Consider the following 15,257-nt stretch of genomic DNA (forward strand, 5'->3'; position numbering starts at 1 on the left):
GGGGGGCCAGACCAATATAACGAGCAAGCAATCAGATGATGGTGACCGGCATGAAAAACGCAACTCTCGCCCCAAGCAGGGATTTCGCCCCAACCCGCCGGCAGGTGCTCGGCCTCGGCCTGGTCCTGGCCGGTGCGGCGGCCGCCAACCTCGTGCCCGGCTTCCAGTTGCTGGCGTCGGCGCAAGCAGCGGTTCCGGCGACGGCGCAGAAGATCGCCGATCATTTCTCCTCGGTCAAATCGATGAGCGGCGAGTTCGTGCAGTTCGGACCCAAGGGCGAGCAGACCGGCGGCAAGTTCTTTCTGGAACGGCCGGGCAAGATCCGCTTCAATTACGACGGCGCCTCGAATTTCAGGGTGATTTCCGACGGCAAGTCGGTGGTCATCCTCAACAAGAAGCTGCGGACCTCCGACCTCTATCCGCTGTCGAAGACGCCGCTGAAGCTGCTGCTCGACGACAAGATCGATCTGTCGGGCGGGCGCGTCAGAAGCGTCAAGGAAGAGGACGACCTCACCACCATCCAGCTTGCCGACAAATCGGTGTTCGGCAATTCGAAGATCACCATGATGTTCGATCCGAAATCTTATGAATTGCGGCAGTGGACCATCACCGATGCGCAAGGCAAGGACACGACGGTGATGATCTTCAACACCAAGGAGGGCGTCAGCTTCGCCCCCGACACCTTCGCCATCGACTATACGGCGAACCGCGAGCTGAACACCAAGACGCGGTAACTTTCTACTGCTGCGGGATGGCTTTTCCGCGTTAGTGCGGGCGGCTTGTTTTTGCGGTGCGCGGCTGGCAGTAGTTTCCGCGATTGACTTCCGTCGGACCCATCCGGCGGATCTCGCGTTATCCGGAACCCACATGCCGTTTTCCGTTGCTACCTGGAACATCAACTCCGTCCGGCTGCGTATGCCGATCGTCGAACGCCTGCTGGTCGAGCAGGCGCCGGACGTGCTCTGCCTGCAGGAAACCAAGGTTCCGGACGAATTGTTTCCGGAGAAAGCGTTTCGCAAGCTCGGCTACGAGCACATCGCCTTCCATGGCCAGAAGGGCTATCACGGCGTTGCCACCATAGCGCGCCGGCCGATCGAGGTGGTCGAAAAGCGCCGCTTCTGCGAGATCGACGACAGCCGGCATCTGTCGGTCACCGTCAACGCCGGCGGCAAAACGATCCTGCTGCACAATTTCTACGTACCGGCCGGCGGCGACGAGCCCGACCCGGCCGTCAACCGCAAGTTCAAGCACAAGCTCGATTTCGTTGCCGAGATGAACGCCGTCCGCGCCGAGCATGACGAGCACTCCGGCTCGATCCTGGTCGGCGACCTCAACATCGCGCCGCTCGAGCACGATGTCTGGTCGCACAAGCAGCTCCTCAATGTCGTCAGCCATACGCCGGTCGAGACGGAAAACTTCGAGGCAATGCGGGTCGCCGGCGACTGGATCGACCTGATGCGGCTCAATGTGCCCTACGAGGAGAAACTCTACACCTGGTGGAGCTATCGCGCCCAGGATTGGCAGGCCTCAAATCGCGGCCGCCGCCTCGACCATGTCTGGTCGTCGCCAAACCTGGTGCCGCATTTTGCCGGCTATGAAATCCTGCGGCCGGCGCGCGGCTGGGAACGGCCCTCGGACCATGTGCCGGTGATCGGGCGTTTCAACCTGGATTAGCTTTGTCTCGCCTTAACAACTCAGCGAAACCTGAAGCTATCCGCGATGTAGTCGGGACGGGCGTTCAGCGTGGCGAAAATGTCCTCCAGGTCAGGCGCCCCCGCCAATATGCCCGACAGGACCAGTGTCGTCGCGACGCCGACGCCGTTGCCGCCGGCGATGTCGTGCTCGACGCTGTCGCCGACGCAGACCACGCTGTCGCGCTCCGGGTGGCCGGCCAGTGCCAGCGCTGCCTCGAATATCTGCGGATTGGGCTTGCCAATGCGCACCACGCTGCCGCCGAGGCTCTCATAGAGATCGGCGAGCCGGCCGGCGCCGAAGCGAGGGCCGACGGCAGTCAGCATGATCTTGTCGGGATTGGTGCAGAAGCATGGCACCCGCCGCGCCGCCGCCGGACCAAGAAGCCGGCGATAATGGTCGAGGTCGTAGCGATCGCCCTCGCTGGCGGAAATCAGCACCAGTTCGGCATCGTCGCCGTCCTTGGCCAGGACGAAGGGCAGGCCGTCGACAGCCGAACGGTCATTGTCGCGGCGGATCAGCAGGCATTTTGTCTGCGGGCGCAGGGCTCCGGATGCTGCCATTTGGTGGAAGGAGCGCCACGCTACCTCGCCGGAGGAGACAAAGTGATCCCAGCTTCCCGGTTCGAAGCCGAGCTTCAGCAGGCGGCGTTCATTGGGTTGCGCCCGCTTGCCGGAATTCGAGATCAGTACGACGGTCTTGCCGGCGCGCTTGAGTGCCGACAACGCTTCGACAGCACCTGGATAGGCGCTGGTGCCGTCGTGCAGCACACCAAATTGGTCGAGCAGGAACACCTGATAGCGGTCGGTCAGCGCGGCGATGCCGTCGAGGTGTTGAATTGCCTTGGCCGTCATAAAAGCCCCGCTGCGCTTGCGCCCATCAGCGCCAGCCGCGCCGTGCCGGCAGCGGCCTCCTCCGAAAGAGCCGGCACCAGAGCGACGCCAAGCTTGCGCTGCCGGATCGCTGTCCAGGCCGGATTGGCCGCACCGCCGCCGACGCTCCTGACCGATGTCAGCCGGGGGGCGCCGAGTTCGGCAAGCCGGCGATAGCCGAGCGCTTCGATCGCCGCAATACCCTCGAACATCGCTTTCAGATAGTCGGCGTCGTCGGCGGGCCGCGGCTCGAGGCGCGGCGGCAGCGCCGGATCGGCTATGGGGAAGCGTTCGCCCGGCGCCGGCAGCGGGTAATAATCGAGGCCGGTCTTCGTCGCCGGGTCGATTTTTTTGCTGAGTTCGACAATGCGGGCGACGGGGAAATGCTGGGCCAGCACCTTGCCGCCGGAGTTCGAGGCGCCGCCCGCCAGGTAGGTGTCACCCAGCCGATGGCTGTAGATGCCGAATTGCGGCGCCGAGATCGGCCGGTCGCAGAGGATCTTGATGGTCAGCGACGAGCCGAGCGCGGTAACGCCGTCGCCCGCGGCACTCGCGCCGGTCGCCAGGAATGAGGCGCAGCCATCCGTCGTGCCGGCAACGATAACCACGTCGCGCGGCAGGCCGAACATTTTCGCAGCGCTGGCGGTGAGCGTGTCCGTGACATCGCCCGGCCGCACGATGCGGGGCAGGAATTCCATGCGCACGCCGGTCGCCGCGATCCAGTCCGGCCAGCGCCGGGCCTCGACGTCGTAGCCGGTCTTCAGGGCGTTGTTCTCGTCGCTGACATCGAAGCGGCCGGAAAACTGTCCGGCGATCCAGTCTGCCTGGTGCAGCACAGTGGCGACGCCGGGCAGGTGCTGGAAAGACAGCGCCTTGGCGAGACCGGAGGTCGCCCCAAGTGCAGCGCTCGTTGCCGGTGCCGCGCCGGCTATTGCTGTCAGAATAGTGTCGTCAGCGACCTTGTCGTTGTACATCAGCGGTTCGGCCAGCGGCCGCCCGGCGCCGTCGACCGGCAGCAGCGTGCCCGACGTACCGTCGACGGCGATCGAGCGCACTGCCGCGCGATCGATACATTTGAGCAGTTCCGCCAACGCCGCGCCGACCGCCTCCCACCATATGGCGGGGTCGCGGCCGTTCGGCCCAAATCGCTCGAGGGCAATAGCGGAATGCGCGGCAATGGAAAAATCCGGACGCATGGCGACGGCGCGCGCGCCGGATGTGCCGATGTCGATGCCGATGGCAAGCGGGCCAGACGAACGCGGCATGTCAGCTGCCTCCGGCATTGAGTTTCTGGCGATATTTTTCGGCGTCCCAGTTGATCAGCTCGTCATTCTCCGCCGCTGTCAGATAATTCAGCTTCGCCGCGACATCGATCCGCGCTGTCACGTCGGAAAGGCAGCGCTGCATGGCGTCGGCACCGGCGCCGGCGTCGCCGCGCATCAACACGCCGAGTCCAGGAAACAGGATCGCCGCGGGTGCGGCGCCGCAGCGCTCGATGACGCGCTTCACACCCTCGTCCGGTCTCGCCACGACCGAGCCTTCGCCGAGAAAGATGACGTGGTCGGGGTAGAGGCTGCCACCCGAAGCCATGCGGCAGCTTTCGGCGTCGATCGCCACCGCATGCGCCTCAACGTCCGCCGGCAATCTGTAGTCGCTGTCGCCGGCGCGCGCCGTCAATGCCGCGATGTCCGGTTCCGCCACCTGGCGCGGCGGCCGCGCCAACAGTCGTGTCACGCGCCGCAGCAGCATGTCGGCCGCGGCGACGGTCTCGGCTGCAACGACCAGGCCGTGATTGCCGAGGATCAGGATATCCACGCCTGGCCGAAGGCGCTCGGCGATACCCTGCGCGAGCGGCAGTCCCGGCCGGCGATAGGGAACATACGCCCATTGATGGCCGTCGAGCCGCCTGGCGGCCTCGGCCTCGCAGTCGGCCTGCACGGCCAGCGAAATGGTCTCGACGCAGTGAACATGCAGAACGATGCGCTGCGGCATCAGCGCATGCACGGTGGTCTCGATCGACGGGCGCAAGCCGCGCGCGTTGAGGGCGCCGACAGTGAAGGCCTGCGGCTGTTCGGCGGCCGGGTCGCGCCGTTCGATGGCGTCGAGCAATGGCGGGATGCCGACCGGCACCATGATGTCCGCGATGAGCGCGTCCTTCAGCCAGGTGCCGGAGGCCTTGATCCAGAGCGTGTCGCCGGCTTTCAGCGAGGTGTTGCCGCCGGCGGCCTGGGTCAGATGCGGGTCGCTGCCGATGGCGGCCGAAAGCGACCGCAGCGCTGCCAGTTCCTGCGCATCCGCACTGATCGTCATCGAAATTCCTCCACAAACCGGCCGTGTGGCCACGGCTTTGGACGTCCCGGTGCCGGGACGAAGACCGACGCTGGTATCGCAGATGCGAGTAAGTTACGTCAACAGTGATGTTATCGCGTCAGATCAGGCTTGCAATCCGAGGCGTGTTGAGTAAGTTGCACCAATTGCCGTGCAAAATGGCAATGCCGTGCAAAATGCTTGGGAGGCAAGCGCATTGGGAGGTAAGGGTTGAGCGACTCCGGCCGCCAGCGCCAGATTGTCGAGCTTTTGCGGGACCGGCCTTTCGCATCGGTGCGCGAGCTGCAGGAGCGGCTTGGCGTGTCGGCGGCGACAGTGCGGCGCGACATCGACAAGATCGATGAGGCCGGCGAAGCGCGCAAGGTCTATGGCGGCATCTCGGCGCTCGATGGCGCTTCGCAAGCCGGCGTCGCCTATGCCAGGCCCTATGACGAGAACCGCGACCTCGCCGTCGAGGCCAAGCGGCAGATCGCCGCTCTCGCCGCCACCATGGTGCGCGACGGCGACGCGGTCATCGTGCATGGCGGTTCGACCTGCTTCCATCTCGGCGTCAAGCTCGCCGACCGCAACATCCGGCTCTACACCAACTCGATGCCGCTCGCGGCCTATCTCAGCGACCACGGCCATTGCAGCCTCACCGTCGCCGGCGGCGAACTGCACCGCGAGCCGGGCATCATCCATTCGCTGACGCAGACGGTGCCGTTCTACGCCTCGAAGTTCTTTCTCGGCGCGCAAGGCGTCGGCCAGGAAGGCCTTCTGGAATCGCACCCGCTGCTGGTCCGCTCGATCGTCGAGCTCAGCCTCTGCGCCGACCAGATCGTCGTGCTGGCCGACAGCCGAAAACTGTCGATCCACGCGCGCAATGTGGCACTGCCGCTGTCGCGGATCGGCACGCTGGTCACCGATGACGGCCTGTCCGAGACAGATGCCCGCATGCTCGAAGATGCCGGCGTCATGGTGCGGATCGCGGCTTCCTCGGGAGGCGCCCAGTGAACATCGCCGTCCTCGATTTCGGCAAGACCAATTCGAAGCTGTTCGTCTTCGGCCAGGACGGACAGATCCTCGACGAGCGCCGCACCCAGCCGAGCTGGATCCGCAAAGGCGGCTTCAGCGTGCTCGACGAGCCAGCGCTGCACGACTGGGCGGCTCGCGCCATCGATGATGCAGTCGACACGCATGGCGTGGAAGGGCTGATGGTATCCGGCCATGGCTGCACCTTCGCGTTGGTCGACGAAGCCGCGCTGACGCATCCGATCCTCGATTACGAGCAGGAACCGCCAGCTGAAATCGCCGCGCAGATCGACCGCCGCATTCCGGATTTTGCCGAGACCTTTTCGCCGCGCCTGCCGCTTGGCTTCAACTACGGCCGCCACATGTTGTGGCTGAAGGAGGTGGAGCCCGGTGCCTTCGCCACAGCGAAATCGATCCTCGGCTACCCCCAATATTGGAGCTGGCGGTTTGGCGGCCGGCCGGTATCGGAAGTGTCGTATCTTGGCTGCCACTCGCATTTATGGGCGCCGCGCAAACGCGATTTCAGCTCGCTGGTCGATGCCGAGGGCTGGCGCGGCCAGATGCCCGCCTTCGAGCGTGCCGGCGCGGTGATCGGCGAGCAGCGCTTCGGCCAGGCCGCGAAGCCAGTCGCCATCCATAATGGCGTCCACGACAGCAATGCCGCGCTCCATGCCTACCGCCGGCAGCAGCTCGGGCCGGTGACCGTGGTCTCGACCGGCACCTGGGTGGTCGTGCTCAATCCGGACTGCCCGCTCGACGCACTCGACGGCGAGCGCGACATGCTGGTCAATGTCGATGTCGATGGCGGCCCGGTGCCAACCGTCCGCTTCATGGGCGGGCGCGAATTCGCCACGATCAGCGCCGGCTGGCAGGGCGCAATCGCGCCGTCATCGATACAACGGGTGATCGACGCCGGCATTATGGCGCTGCCGAGCTTCGCGCCCGGCGGCCCGATGCCGCACCGCCGCGGCGAACTGGTCGGGCGTGCGCCCAATGCCGAGGAACGCGCGGCCATGGCGCTGCTCTATGTCGCGCTGATGGTCGATCTGTGCCTCGAGCTGATCCATTCGGACAACACAGTGATCGTCGACGGCGGCCTGAGCAATGGCGGGCTGCTTGCCGCGTTGCTGGCGCAGTTGCGGCCCGGGCAGGCTTTCCTGCAGGGCGCAACGCTGGAGGGCAGCGCCACCGGTGCTGCCGCACTTGCCTTCGAAAGCGTCGGACGCGAGTTTGCCACCGAAGCGCCGGAGGCGGTGCATGCGGCAAGTTTCAGCGGCCTTGCCGGCTATCGCAACGACTGGCGCGGCCTTGCCGCCGACCGGGCTGTGGCCAGCGCAGCTGCAGGAGGTGCGCGATGAGCGCCGCCGCCCGGATCGAGACGGTGCGCCAGCCGGTGCTGGAGATGCGCCACATCTCCAAGACGTTCGGTGCGATCCGCGCCTTGCACGATGTGTCGCTGACCGTTCACGCCGGCGAGCTGCACGCGCTGATGGGCGAAAACGGTGCCGGCAAGTCGACGCTGATGAAGGTGCTGTCCGGCGCCTACCGGCCGGACCCCGGCGGCGAAATCCTGATCGACGGCGTGCCGGCCGCGACTGGCGACCCGATCAAGGCGCGCGCCGCCGGCATTGCGGTCATCTATCAGGAGCTGTCGCTGGCGCCTAATCTGTCGGTAGCGCAGAACATTTTTCTCGGCAACGAGCCGCGACGGTTCGGCGTTGTCGACCGCGAGCAGTGCAATCGGCGCGCCAGCGAGATCATCGCGCGGCTCGGCGTGACCTTCTCGGCGCGCACTCCGGTCGCAAGCCTGTCGCTCGGCGAGCGACAGCTGGTGGAAATCGCCCGCGCGCTGTCGACCAATGCGCGCATCATCGTCATGGACGAGCCGACCACGTCGCTGACCTCGCGTGAGACCGACCGGCTGTTCGAGGTGATCGCGACGCTGAAGTCGCAAGGCATCGCCATCATCTACATCAGCCACCGCATGGAAGAGGTCTACCAGCTCGCCGACCGCGTCAGCGTGCTACGCGACAGCGGCTATGTCGGCACGCTCGACCGCGCCGACCTGAACGCCTCGCGCCTGGTATCGATGATGGTCGGGCGCGATCTGTCGACGTTCTACAAGAAGGATCACCGTCCGCCGGACAGCAAGCGCGCCATCGCGCTGTCGGTGCGCGCCATGTCGGACGGCAATCTCATAAAGAATTGTTCCTTCGACCTCCACAAGGGCGAGGTGCTGGCACTGGCCGGCCTGGTCGGCTCGGGCCGCACCGAACTGGCACGGCTGATCTTCGGCGCCGACAGGCACACATCAGGCACGCTGGAGCTCGGCGGCAAACCAATATCCATCGGTTCGCCGAGCGAGGCGCTCGATGCCGGCATCGCCTACCTGACCGAGGACCGCAAGCAACTTGGCCTGTTTCTCGACATGTCGATCTCCGACAATATCAGCATGGGCGTGCTGGCAAAGGACGCGAAGGCCGGCGGTTTGCGCGACTTCACGGCTGCCGAAAAGCGCGCCGCCAAGGCGGTGTCAGACCTCTCCATCCGCACCAGCTCGGTGCAGGCCAATGCCGGCTCGCTGTCGGGCGGCAACCAGCAGAAGGTGCTGCTCGCCCGCCTGCTGGAAACCGAGCCGCAGGTCGTCATCCTCGATGAGCCGACCCGCGGCGTCGATGTCGGGGCGAAGTCGGAAATCTATCGGCTGATCGACAACCTGGCCAAGAAAGGCATCGCCATCCTGATGATCTCCAGCGAACTGCCGGAGGTGATCGGCATCGCCGACCGCGTGCTGGTGATGCGCGACGGAACCATTGCCGGCGAGGTGACGGCGTCGGAGGGCGAGCCGCTGCGGCAGGAAGCGATCATGGAACTTGCAACGGGAGCGGCTCAGCGATGACCGACAAGGTGGCCGACACGATGAAAGCGGACGACCGGGCGGTCGGCAGGAGCAGGAGGTGGCGTACCGCCATCGCCGCACTCGGCATGCTGCCGATCCTGATCCTGCTGGCGGTCGGCTTCCAGTTCATCAATCCGCGCTTTTTCACCCAGACCAATCTGCTGATCGTCATGCAGCAATCGTCGATCAACATCGTGCTGGCCGCCGGCATGACCTTCGTCATCCTGACCGGCGGCATCGACCTGTCCGTCGGCTCGATCCTTGCCGCCTCGGCGATGGTGGCGGTGATGGTGTCGCTGGTGCCCGATTGGGGACTGCTGGGCGTGCCCGCGGCCATTCTCGTCGGGCTCGGTTTCGGCGTCATCAACGGGCTGCTGATCGCCTATATCAAGCTGCCGCCCTTCATCGTCACGCTGGGATCGCTGACCGCCGTGCGCGGCGTCGCCCGCCTGCTCGGCCAGGACACGACGGTGTTCAACGCGGACCTGCCGTTCGACTTCATCGGCAACGGTTCGCTGTTCGGCATTCCGTGGCTGGTAATCATCGCGCTGGCGGTCGTCGTCCTGTCCTGGCTGGTGCTCAAGCGCACCGTGCTCGGCACCTGGATCTACGCCGTCGGCGGCAACGCCGAGGCCGCCAGGCTGACCGGCATCAAGGTGCCGCTGGTGCTGCTCTTCGTCTACGGCGTTTCCGGCCTTCTGGCCGGCCTTGGCGGCGCCATGTCGGCGGCCCGGCTCTATGCCGCCAACGGGCTTCAGCTCGGCCAGTCCTACGAACTCGACGCCATTGCCGCAGTCATCCTCGGCGGCACCAGTTTCGTCGGCGGTGTCGGCTCGATCTGGGGCACGCTGATCGGCGGCCTGATCATCGCCGTGCTGTCCAACGGGCTCATCCTCGCCGGTGTTTCGGACATCTGGCAGTACATCATCAAGGGATTGGTCATCATCGTGGCGGTCGCCCTCGACCGTTACCGGCTCCAGGCAGGAGCAAGAACGTGATGGCCCTTAGTCGCCGGCATCCAACGAGCCGGTTTCATGTGTAACGCACCGTGAGAGGCGCGGGGCATCAGGAGGAAAATAAAACAATGAAGACCATCGCTAAACTGCTCTGCGGCGTCGCCCTTGCGGCCGCCGTCATCGCGCCGGCATCGGCAAAGGATCTGAACAAGGTCGGCATCTCGGTCGGACTGCTCGGCAACCCGTTCTTCGTCGCCACCATCAAGGGCATCGAGGACGCGGCCAAGAAGATCAACCCGAATGTGCAGGTGACATCGGTATCGGCCGACTACGATCTCAACAAGCAGGTATCGCAGGTCGATTCCTTCATCGCTGCCGGTGTCGACGTCATCATGCTCAACGCAGTCGATGCCAAGGCGATCGCGCCGGCGGTGAAGAAGGCGCAGGCGGCCGGCATCGTCGTTGCCGCTTTCGACGTTTCGGCGCCGGGCGCCGACGTCACCGTGATGACCAACAACGTCAAGGCCGGCGAAGAGGCGTGCCAGTATCTGGTCGATAATACCGGCGGCAAGGGCGACTATGTCATCCTCAATGGCCCGGCCTCGTCGTCGATCCTGGAGCGGGTCAAGGGCTGCAAGGACGTGCTGGCAAAGCACCCCGACATCAAGATCCTTTCCGACGACCAGAACGCCGAAGGCTCGCGTGACGGCGGCCTGAAAGTGTTCCAGTCGCTGCTGACGCGTTTCGACAAGATCGACGCGGTCTTCGCCATCAACGATCCGACGGCGATCGGCGCCCAGCTTGCGGCCAAGCAGCTCAACCGCTCGGAGTTCATCTTCACCGCGGTCGACGGTGCACCCGATATCGAGAAGGAACTCGCCTCCGGCACGTCGATGATCAAGGCCTCGGCCTCGCAGGATCCCTATGTGATGGCCGGCCAGTCGCTGACGATGGCGGCTGACCTGCTTGCCGGCAAGAAGCCGGCCGAGCCGACGGTGCTGCTCGACCCGAAGCTGATCACGGCCGACAATTTGCAGGATTACAAGGGCTGGACCGCGGCTCGCTAAGCCTCCCAAGCCTGGTGCGGTCGGGATGACCGGCCGCACCTTTTTTGTCCGAGCAGCGGATTGCCAAAACCGCTTTGGCCTTGGGTCCGCTACTCCTGGAATGACCGGAGACAATCATGTCGCGCATCGGAATCCACTCATTCGTCTGGTCGGCGAGCTCGGCGCAGGGCGACCTCGAGCGGACGCTGGCCAACACCAGGGAAGCCGGCTTCGACCTGATCGAATTCTCCTATCTCGACCCCGCCAATGTCGACATTGACGGCTTGGCCAAGCGGATCGCCGATCTCGGCCTCGGCGTTGCGATCAGCATTGGACTGCCGGCCGACGGCGATATTGCGAGCGCCGACAAAACGATTGCCGCGCACGGCGTCGAAATCCTGGAACGTACGATCGCGCTGACCCGCGATCTCGGCGGCCAGAAGGTTGCCGGCATCCTCAGCACCAGCCACGGCTTGCAGAGCGAGGCGCCGACGCGTGACCAGTGGAACCGCAGCGCCGGCACGCTGGCCGAGGTGGCGGACACGGCAAAATCAGCCGGCGTCACCCTCAACCTCGAAATCGTCAACCGCTTCGAAAGCAATCTGCTCAACACCGCCGCGCAAGGCATGGCCTTCATCGCGGACAGCGGCTCCGACAATATCTTCCTGCATCTCGACAGCTTCCACATGAACATCGAGGAGGCCGATGTCGGCTTGGCCATTCGCAATGCGGTCGGGAAGATCGGCTATGTCCATATCGGCGAGAGCCATCGCGGTTTCCTCGGCACCGGCAATATCGATTTTGCCGCGATATTCGATGCGCTGACCGCCATCGGCTACAGCGACGACCTCAGCTTCGAATCCTTCTCCTCGGAAATCGTCGACGAGAACCTGTCGCGGAAAACCGCGATCTGGCGCAATCTGTGGACCGACAATATGGAGCTGGCCAAACATGCGCGCCGCTTCATTGCGCTCGGACTGGAGACGGCACGGCGCAAGGCCGAGCTTGTTTCCGCAACGCACCCGCAGTTCCGAAATCGATCTGGTTAGGCCAGAGGCGCTATATTAGCCGGCAAAACGCGGCCCAAGTTCCTCGATGCGGCGGATCATCGCCTGGAAATCCTCCAAGATGCGCTGGTGCAAGTGAACCGCCAGTTCCGGGTATTCCTCGAGGATGCGGCGGAACATCTTGCGGCTGAGCCGCAGCACTTCCGAATCGATTTCGGCGGAGGCGCTGGTCAGCCGGTTGGTGTCGGCGATCAGCGCCAGTTCGCTGAGTATGGTGCCGGGGCCGGCGGTGCCGATCGGGATGCGCTCGCCGTCGTGCTCGCGGTAGAGCACGATGCGGCCGCTGACCACGATGTAGGCCGAATCAGCCTCGTCGTCCTCGCGGTAAAGCTTGTGGTCGGCTTTCAACATGGTGGTTTCGGCGCCGAAGGCGAGCAGACGCAGCTGTTCCTGCGTAAAGCCCTCGAAGAGCCTCACGGTGGACAGGATGCGGATGTCGTCATCCAGCGCCATCTAGCTATGTCCCCGAACCGTCAGTCCGACTCCTCCCCTACGAGGCCGATCCAAAACCACCTCCAGCCTCAGGACCGTACCCGAAAAGCGCCCCGCCCGGATCGCTTATTTGAATAATGAAATGTTTAAGGAACCAGCTTGTAGCCGCCGCTTTCTGTCACGAGAATTTCCGCGTTGGAAGGATCGCGCTCGATCTTCTGGCGCAGCCGGTAGACGTGAGTTTCGAGCGTATGCGTGGTGACGCCGGAATTGTAGCCCCAGACTTCCTCCAGCAGCACGTCGCGGGTCACCACCTTCTGGTCGGCACGGTAGAGATATTTGATGATCGAGGCTTCCTTTTCGGTCAGCCGCACCTTGGCGCCGCGCGGGTCGATCAGAAGCTTCTGGCTGGGCTTGAACGTGTAGGGGCCGACCGAGAAAGTGGCGTCCTCGCTCTGTTCGTGCTGGCGCAACTGCGCGCGGATGCGGGCCAGCAGCACGGCAAAACGGAACGGCTTCGTCACATAGTCGTTGGCGCCGGCCTCGAGGCCAAGGATGGTGTCGGAATCGGTATCATGGCCGGTCAGCATGATGATCGGCGCCTTGTAGCCGCCCTTGCGCAATATCTTTACCGCCTCGCGGCCATCCATGTCGGGCAGGCCGACATCCATGATGAGCAGGTCGATGAGCCCGCCACGCGCCGTGGCGACGCCTTTGGCGGCGGTCGCTTCCTGCAGGACATCGAATTCCTCATAAAGCGACAATTGCTCGACAAGGGTGCCGCGCAGGTCGTCATCGTCGTCGACGATCAGAATGGTGCGTGAAGTCATGGATCAATCCGTTGTTTTGAAAAGAGATTTCAGTTGACCGCTGCCTGTTTATGCGGAAGCTGACCGGCACAACAGCCGTTCACAGTGATTTGTTCCGTGGCACGATCATACAAGAAAAAACACGATCGCAATGCAGTCGGCGCAATTTTGCCGAAAGGGCTCACCGTGCTCACCGTGCGCGCGCGCCCCGGCCAACCCAGCCAGGGCTTTCTGCAGGCCGGCAAACTGGTGTTTCCATGTGCGCTGGGGCATGGCGGCATCTCGGCCGGCAAGCGCGAGGGCGACGGCGCCACGCCGCTTGCCTCGATGCGGATATTGTCGGGATATTTTCGCGGCGACCGTTTTGCCGGCGGCCGCCGGACGCCGCTGGCGATGACGCCGATCGGCCGCGACCTCGGCTGGTGCGAAGTGCCTGGGGACCGCAACTACAACCGCCCGGTCAAAATCCCCTATGGCGCCAGCCATGAGCGGATGCTGCGCACCGACGATCTCTATGACGCCTGCCTGGTGCTGGACTGGAACATTGTGCCGCGCCGGCGCGGGCGCGGCAGCGCCATCTTCTTCCACCTGGCGCGCCCCGGCTTCACGCCGACGCAAGGCTGCGTCGCGGTAACGGCCCGCACCATGGCACGGCTGCTGCCGCTGCTGTCGGAGCGGACGGTGGTAAGGGTGGTGAGGTAGTGAATAGTGAATAGTGAGTGGTGAGAAGCGATCGATAGGGACATGTGCAGGCGCACCGCCTAGCTTCCCATTCACCATTCACCATTCACCATTCACCATTCACCATTCACTACTGCCCTATCCGCTTCCTCGGCCTCTGCCAACCGATGTCGAGAAGGCCGAGCCGGCCGAGTTCGCGGTCCATGGCGCGTGCGATGTCCTTGCGTTCGCCGCCGATGTCGCGCAGCTGGCGATCGGAGAGATCCTCGACATTCTCGTAGGGAAGATTGACCGCGATTTTTGCATGCCGAAGCCAGTCAAGCATGGCGCGCAGCCAGGCCGGGCGGAGGATTCCAGAGCGCAAGGCGATGTCAGACATGGTGCAATCCGCTTCTCCGGACATCAAATCCGGTTTGATGTTTCTTCGATGCTCAGAGCATGGCGGATTGAAATTCAAACGGGAAACGAGTAGTTTTTTCTGCATCTTCAAGTTTTGTTTGAGGATTGGAATGCTCGACCGAACCCTCCTCGTCTGGCATTGATGGCGCGCCTGCTGCCTGGAACCCGTGCGCTGCGGACGCTGGAGGCAGCGGCGCGGCACCTCAATTTCACCCGCGCCGCCGACGAGCTCGGCCTGACGCCGGCAGCGGTCAGCCATCAGATCAAGGAAAATCGAGGATCAGCTCGGCATCGTGCTGTTCACACGCACCAGCCGCACGATCCGGCTGACCGAGGCGGGCGCGGTGCTGTTCGAAGCTTCGACCGATGCGCTCGACCTGCTTGGCCGGGCCGTCTCACGGGCGCAGAAGACGGCGCGCGGATCGGCGCTGCTGAAGGTCACCCTCGATGCGCAATTCGCGACGAAGTGGCTGATGCGGCGCGTCGACGATTTTCGCAAGCAGCATCCGGCAATCGAGCTGCGTTTCGACATCAGTTACGAGGTGCGCGACTTCGATCGCGACGACGTCGATCTCGGCATCCGTTTCGGCACCGGCAAATATCCGGGGCTTCGCTCGCACCGGCTGTTCGAAAACGTCATCATCCCCGTCTGCAGCCCGGCCTTGCTGCGGGGGGGGCCGCGGCTGAAAGAGCCGCGCGACCTGTTTCATCACACGCTGGCCCATATCGAGTGGTCGCGCCAGGGCGTCACCTGGCCGAACTGGAGCATGTGGATGGCGGCGGCGGGCGTCGACGATTTCGACGACAGCCGGACCATCGTGTTCGGCAATTCGACCGATGCCGTCCAGGCCGCGCTCGACGGCAACGCGGTCGCGCTCGCCGATTTCGCCATGGTGGCAAACGACCTTTCGGAAGGTAGGCTGATCCGGCCGTTCGAACTCGGCATCAAGGTCGCGCCCGAATTCGCCTATTTCCTGGTCTATCCGGAGACCGCGGCGAACGATGCGCGCATCGTCGCCTTTCGCGATTGGCTCCTCGAGGAAATCGCCAGGACCCCGACCTGAC

General features: G+C 64.3%; 15 protein-coding genes and 1 pseudogene. 10 read left to right on the forward strand and 6 right to left on the reverse strand.

From position 1 onward, the window contains the following. Window positions 1-50: 50 nt before the first annotated feature. Both NKK47_RS20880 and NKK47_RS20885 read left to right on the forward strand, forming a co-directional pair. A complete protein-coding gene (locus NKK47_RS20880) occupies window positions 51-734 on the forward strand; it encodes an outer membrane lipoprotein carrier protein LolA (protein WP_031213172.1) in 684 nt (227 codons plus the stop codon). 133 nt (window positions 735-867) lie between these two features. After that, a complete protein-coding gene (locus NKK47_RS20885; RefSeq protein WP_352578119.1) occupies window positions 868-1,674 on the forward strand; it encodes an exodeoxyribonuclease III in 807 nt (268 codons plus the stop codon). 20 nt (window positions 1,675-1,694) lie between these two features. On the opposite strand, the gene NKK47_RS20890 is transcribed toward NKK47_RS20885, so the two are convergent. From NKK47_RS20890 to NKK47_RS20900, 3 genes are read right to left on the reverse strand one after another with little or no spacing between them, the layout of a single operon-like run. Next, window positions 1,695-2,546 carry a TIGR01459 family HAD-type hydrolase gene (locus NKK47_RS20890; protein ID WP_352578120.1) on the reverse strand — a complete coding sequence of 284 codons (852 nt, stop codon included), beginning with the start codon at window positions 2,544-2,546 and terminating at the stop codon, window positions 1,695-1,697. After that, the gene (locus tag NKK47_RS20895; protein ID WP_352578121.1) at window positions 2,543-3,829 is read right to left on the reverse strand and encodes an FGGY-family carbohydrate kinase; all 1,287 of its coding nucleotides are present in this window, start codon (window positions 3,827-3,829) and stop codon (window positions 2,543-2,545) included. Before NKK47_RS20895 ends, NKK47_RS20890 begins: the two co-directional genes overlap by 4 nt. 1 nt (window position 3,830) lies before the next feature. Beyond that, window positions 3,831-4,874 carry a class II aldolase/adducin family protein gene (locus tag NKK47_RS20900; protein WP_352578122.1) on the reverse strand — a complete coding sequence of 348 codons (1,044 nt, stop codon included), beginning with the start codon at window positions 4,872-4,874 and terminating at the stop codon, window positions 3,831-3,833. Window positions 4,875-5,102: 228 nt separating this feature from the next. Between NKK47_RS20900 and NKK47_RS20905 the strand changes: the two genes are divergently transcribed. The 6 genes from NKK47_RS20905 to NKK47_RS20930 all read left to right on the forward strand — a co-directional run bounded on the left by NKK47_RS20905 (window position 5,103) and on the right by NKK47_RS20930 (window position 11,853). After that, the gene (locus NKK47_RS20905; RefSeq protein ID WP_352578123.1) at window positions 5,103-5,885 is read left to right on the forward strand and encodes a DeoR/GlpR family DNA-binding transcription regulator; all 783 of its coding nucleotides are present in this window, start codon (window positions 5,103-5,105) and stop codon (window positions 5,883-5,885) included. After that, window positions 5,882-7,261: an FGGY-family carbohydrate kinase gene (locus NKK47_RS20910; RefSeq protein ID WP_352578124.1), complete on the forward strand. Its 1,380-nt coding sequence runs from the start codon at window positions 5,882-5,884 to the stop codon at window positions 7,259-7,261. The genes NKK47_RS20905 and NKK47_RS20910 overlap by 4 nt, the downstream gene beginning before the upstream one ends. Next, window positions 7,258-8,802, forward strand: coding sequence for a sugar ABC transporter ATP-binding protein (locus tag NKK47_RS20915; RefSeq protein WP_352578125.1), 1,545 nt, complete (start codon window positions 7,258-7,260; stop codon window positions 8,800-8,802). Before NKK47_RS20910 ends, NKK47_RS20915 begins: the two co-directional genes overlap by 4 nt. A gap of 20 nt (window positions 8,803-8,822) precedes the next feature. After that, entirely contained in the window at window positions 8,823-9,800 is a 978-nt protein-coding gene (locus tag NKK47_RS20920; protein WP_502896897.1) for an ABC transporter permease subunit, read from the forward strand. A gap of 86 nt (window positions 9,801-9,886) precedes the next feature. Continuing rightward, window positions 9,887-10,825: an ABC transporter substrate-binding protein gene (locus NKK47_RS20925; protein WP_023680482.1), complete on the forward strand. Its 939-nt coding sequence runs from the start codon at window positions 9,887-9,889 to the stop codon at window positions 10,823-10,825. A 116-nt stretch (window positions 10,826-10,941) separates the two neighbouring features. Continuing rightward, entirely contained in the window at window positions 10,942-11,853 is a 912-nt protein-coding gene (locus NKK47_RS20930) for a sugar phosphate isomerase/epimerase family protein (RefSeq protein WP_352578127.1), read from the forward strand. A gap of 15 nt (window positions 11,854-11,868) precedes the next feature. Here NKK47_RS20930 and NKK47_RS20935 read toward each other — a convergent pair whose 3' ends face one another. Both NKK47_RS20935 and NKK47_RS20940 read right to left on the reverse strand, forming a co-directional pair. After that, a complete protein-coding gene (locus tag NKK47_RS20935; RefSeq protein WP_023680480.1) occupies window positions 11,869-12,324 on the reverse strand; it encodes a Crp/Fnr family transcriptional regulator in 456 nt (151 codons plus the stop codon). Window positions 12,325-12,449: 125 nt separating this feature from the next. Further along, window positions 12,450-13,133, reverse strand: a complete 684-nt coding sequence (locus NKK47_RS20940; protein WP_023680479.1) for a response regulator transcription factor — start codon at window positions 13,131-13,133, stop codon at window positions 12,450-12,452. A gap of 144 nt (window positions 13,134-13,277) precedes the next feature. Here NKK47_RS20940 and NKK47_RS20945 point away from each other — a divergent pair, with 144 nt between their 5' ends. Then, entirely contained in the window at window positions 13,278-13,814 is a 537-nt protein-coding gene (locus NKK47_RS20945) for a L,D-transpeptidase family protein (protein ID WP_352578133.1), read from the forward strand. Window positions 13,815-13,923: 109 nt separating this feature from the next. Here NKK47_RS20945 and NKK47_RS20950 read toward each other — a convergent pair whose 3' ends face one another. Further along, the gene (locus NKK47_RS20950) at window positions 13,924-14,172 is read right to left on the reverse strand and encodes a hypothetical protein (RefSeq protein WP_352578134.1); all 249 of its coding nucleotides are present in this window, start codon (window positions 14,170-14,172) and stop codon (window positions 13,924-13,926) included. Between the two features lie 162 nt (window positions 14,173-14,334). Between NKK47_RS20950 and gcvA the strand changes: the two are divergent. Beyond that, window positions 14,335-15,256, forward strand: a pseudogene (gene gcvA, locus NKK47_RS20955) (transcriptional regulator GcvA). Window position 15,257 lies beyond the last annotated feature (1 nt).

It is taken from the genome of Mesorhizobium sp. M0019 (assembly GCF_040323975.1).
GTDB lineage: Bacteria > Pseudomonadota > Alphaproteobacteria > Rhizobiales > Rhizobiaceae > Mesorhizobium.

Coding starts and splice junctions, on each gene's coding strand:
- NKK47_RS20880 (WP_031213172.1), top strand. CDS start 51: ATGAAAAACGCAACTCTCGCCCCAAGCAGGGATTTCGCCCCAACCCGC.
- NKK47_RS20885 (WP_352578119.1), top strand. CDS start 868: ATGCCGTTTTCCGTTGCTACCTGGAACATCAACTCCGTCCGGCTGCGT.
- NKK47_RS20890 (WP_352578120.1), bottom strand. CDS start 2,546: ATGACGGCCAAGGCAATTCAACACCTCGACGGCATCGCCGCGCTGACC.
- NKK47_RS20895 (WP_352578121.1), bottom strand. CDS start 3,829: ATGCCGCGTTCGTCTGGCCCGCTTGCCATCGGCATCGACATCGGCACA.
- NKK47_RS20900 (WP_352578122.1), bottom strand. CDS start 4,874: ATGACGATCAGTGCGGATGCGCAGGAACTGGCAGCGCTGCGGTCGCTT.
- NKK47_RS20915 (WP_352578125.1), top strand. CDS start 7,258: ATGAGCGCCGCCGCCCGGATCGAGACGGTGCGCCAGCCGGTGCTGGAG.
- NKK47_RS20920 (WP_502896897.1), top strand. CDS start 8,823: ATGAAAGCGGACGACCGGGCGGTCGGCAGGAGCAGGAGGTGGCGTACC.
- NKK47_RS20925 (WP_023680482.1), top strand. CDS start 9,887: ATGAAGACCATCGCTAAACTGCTCTGCGGCGTCGCCCTTGCGGCCGCC.
- NKK47_RS20930 (WP_352578127.1), top strand. CDS start 10,942: ATGTCGCGCATCGGAATCCACTCATTCGTCTGGTCGGCGAGCTCGGCG.
- NKK47_RS20935 (WP_023680480.1), bottom strand. CDS start 12,324: ATGGCGCTGGATGACGACATCCGCATCCTGTCCACCGTGAGGCTCTTC.
- NKK47_RS20940 (WP_023680479.1), bottom strand. CDS start 13,133: ATGACTTCACGCACCATTCTGATCGTCGACGACGATGACGACCTGCGC.
- NKK47_RS20950 (WP_352578134.1), bottom strand. CDS start 14,172: ATGTCTGACATCGCCTTGCGCTCTGGAATCCTCCGCCCGGCCTGGCTG.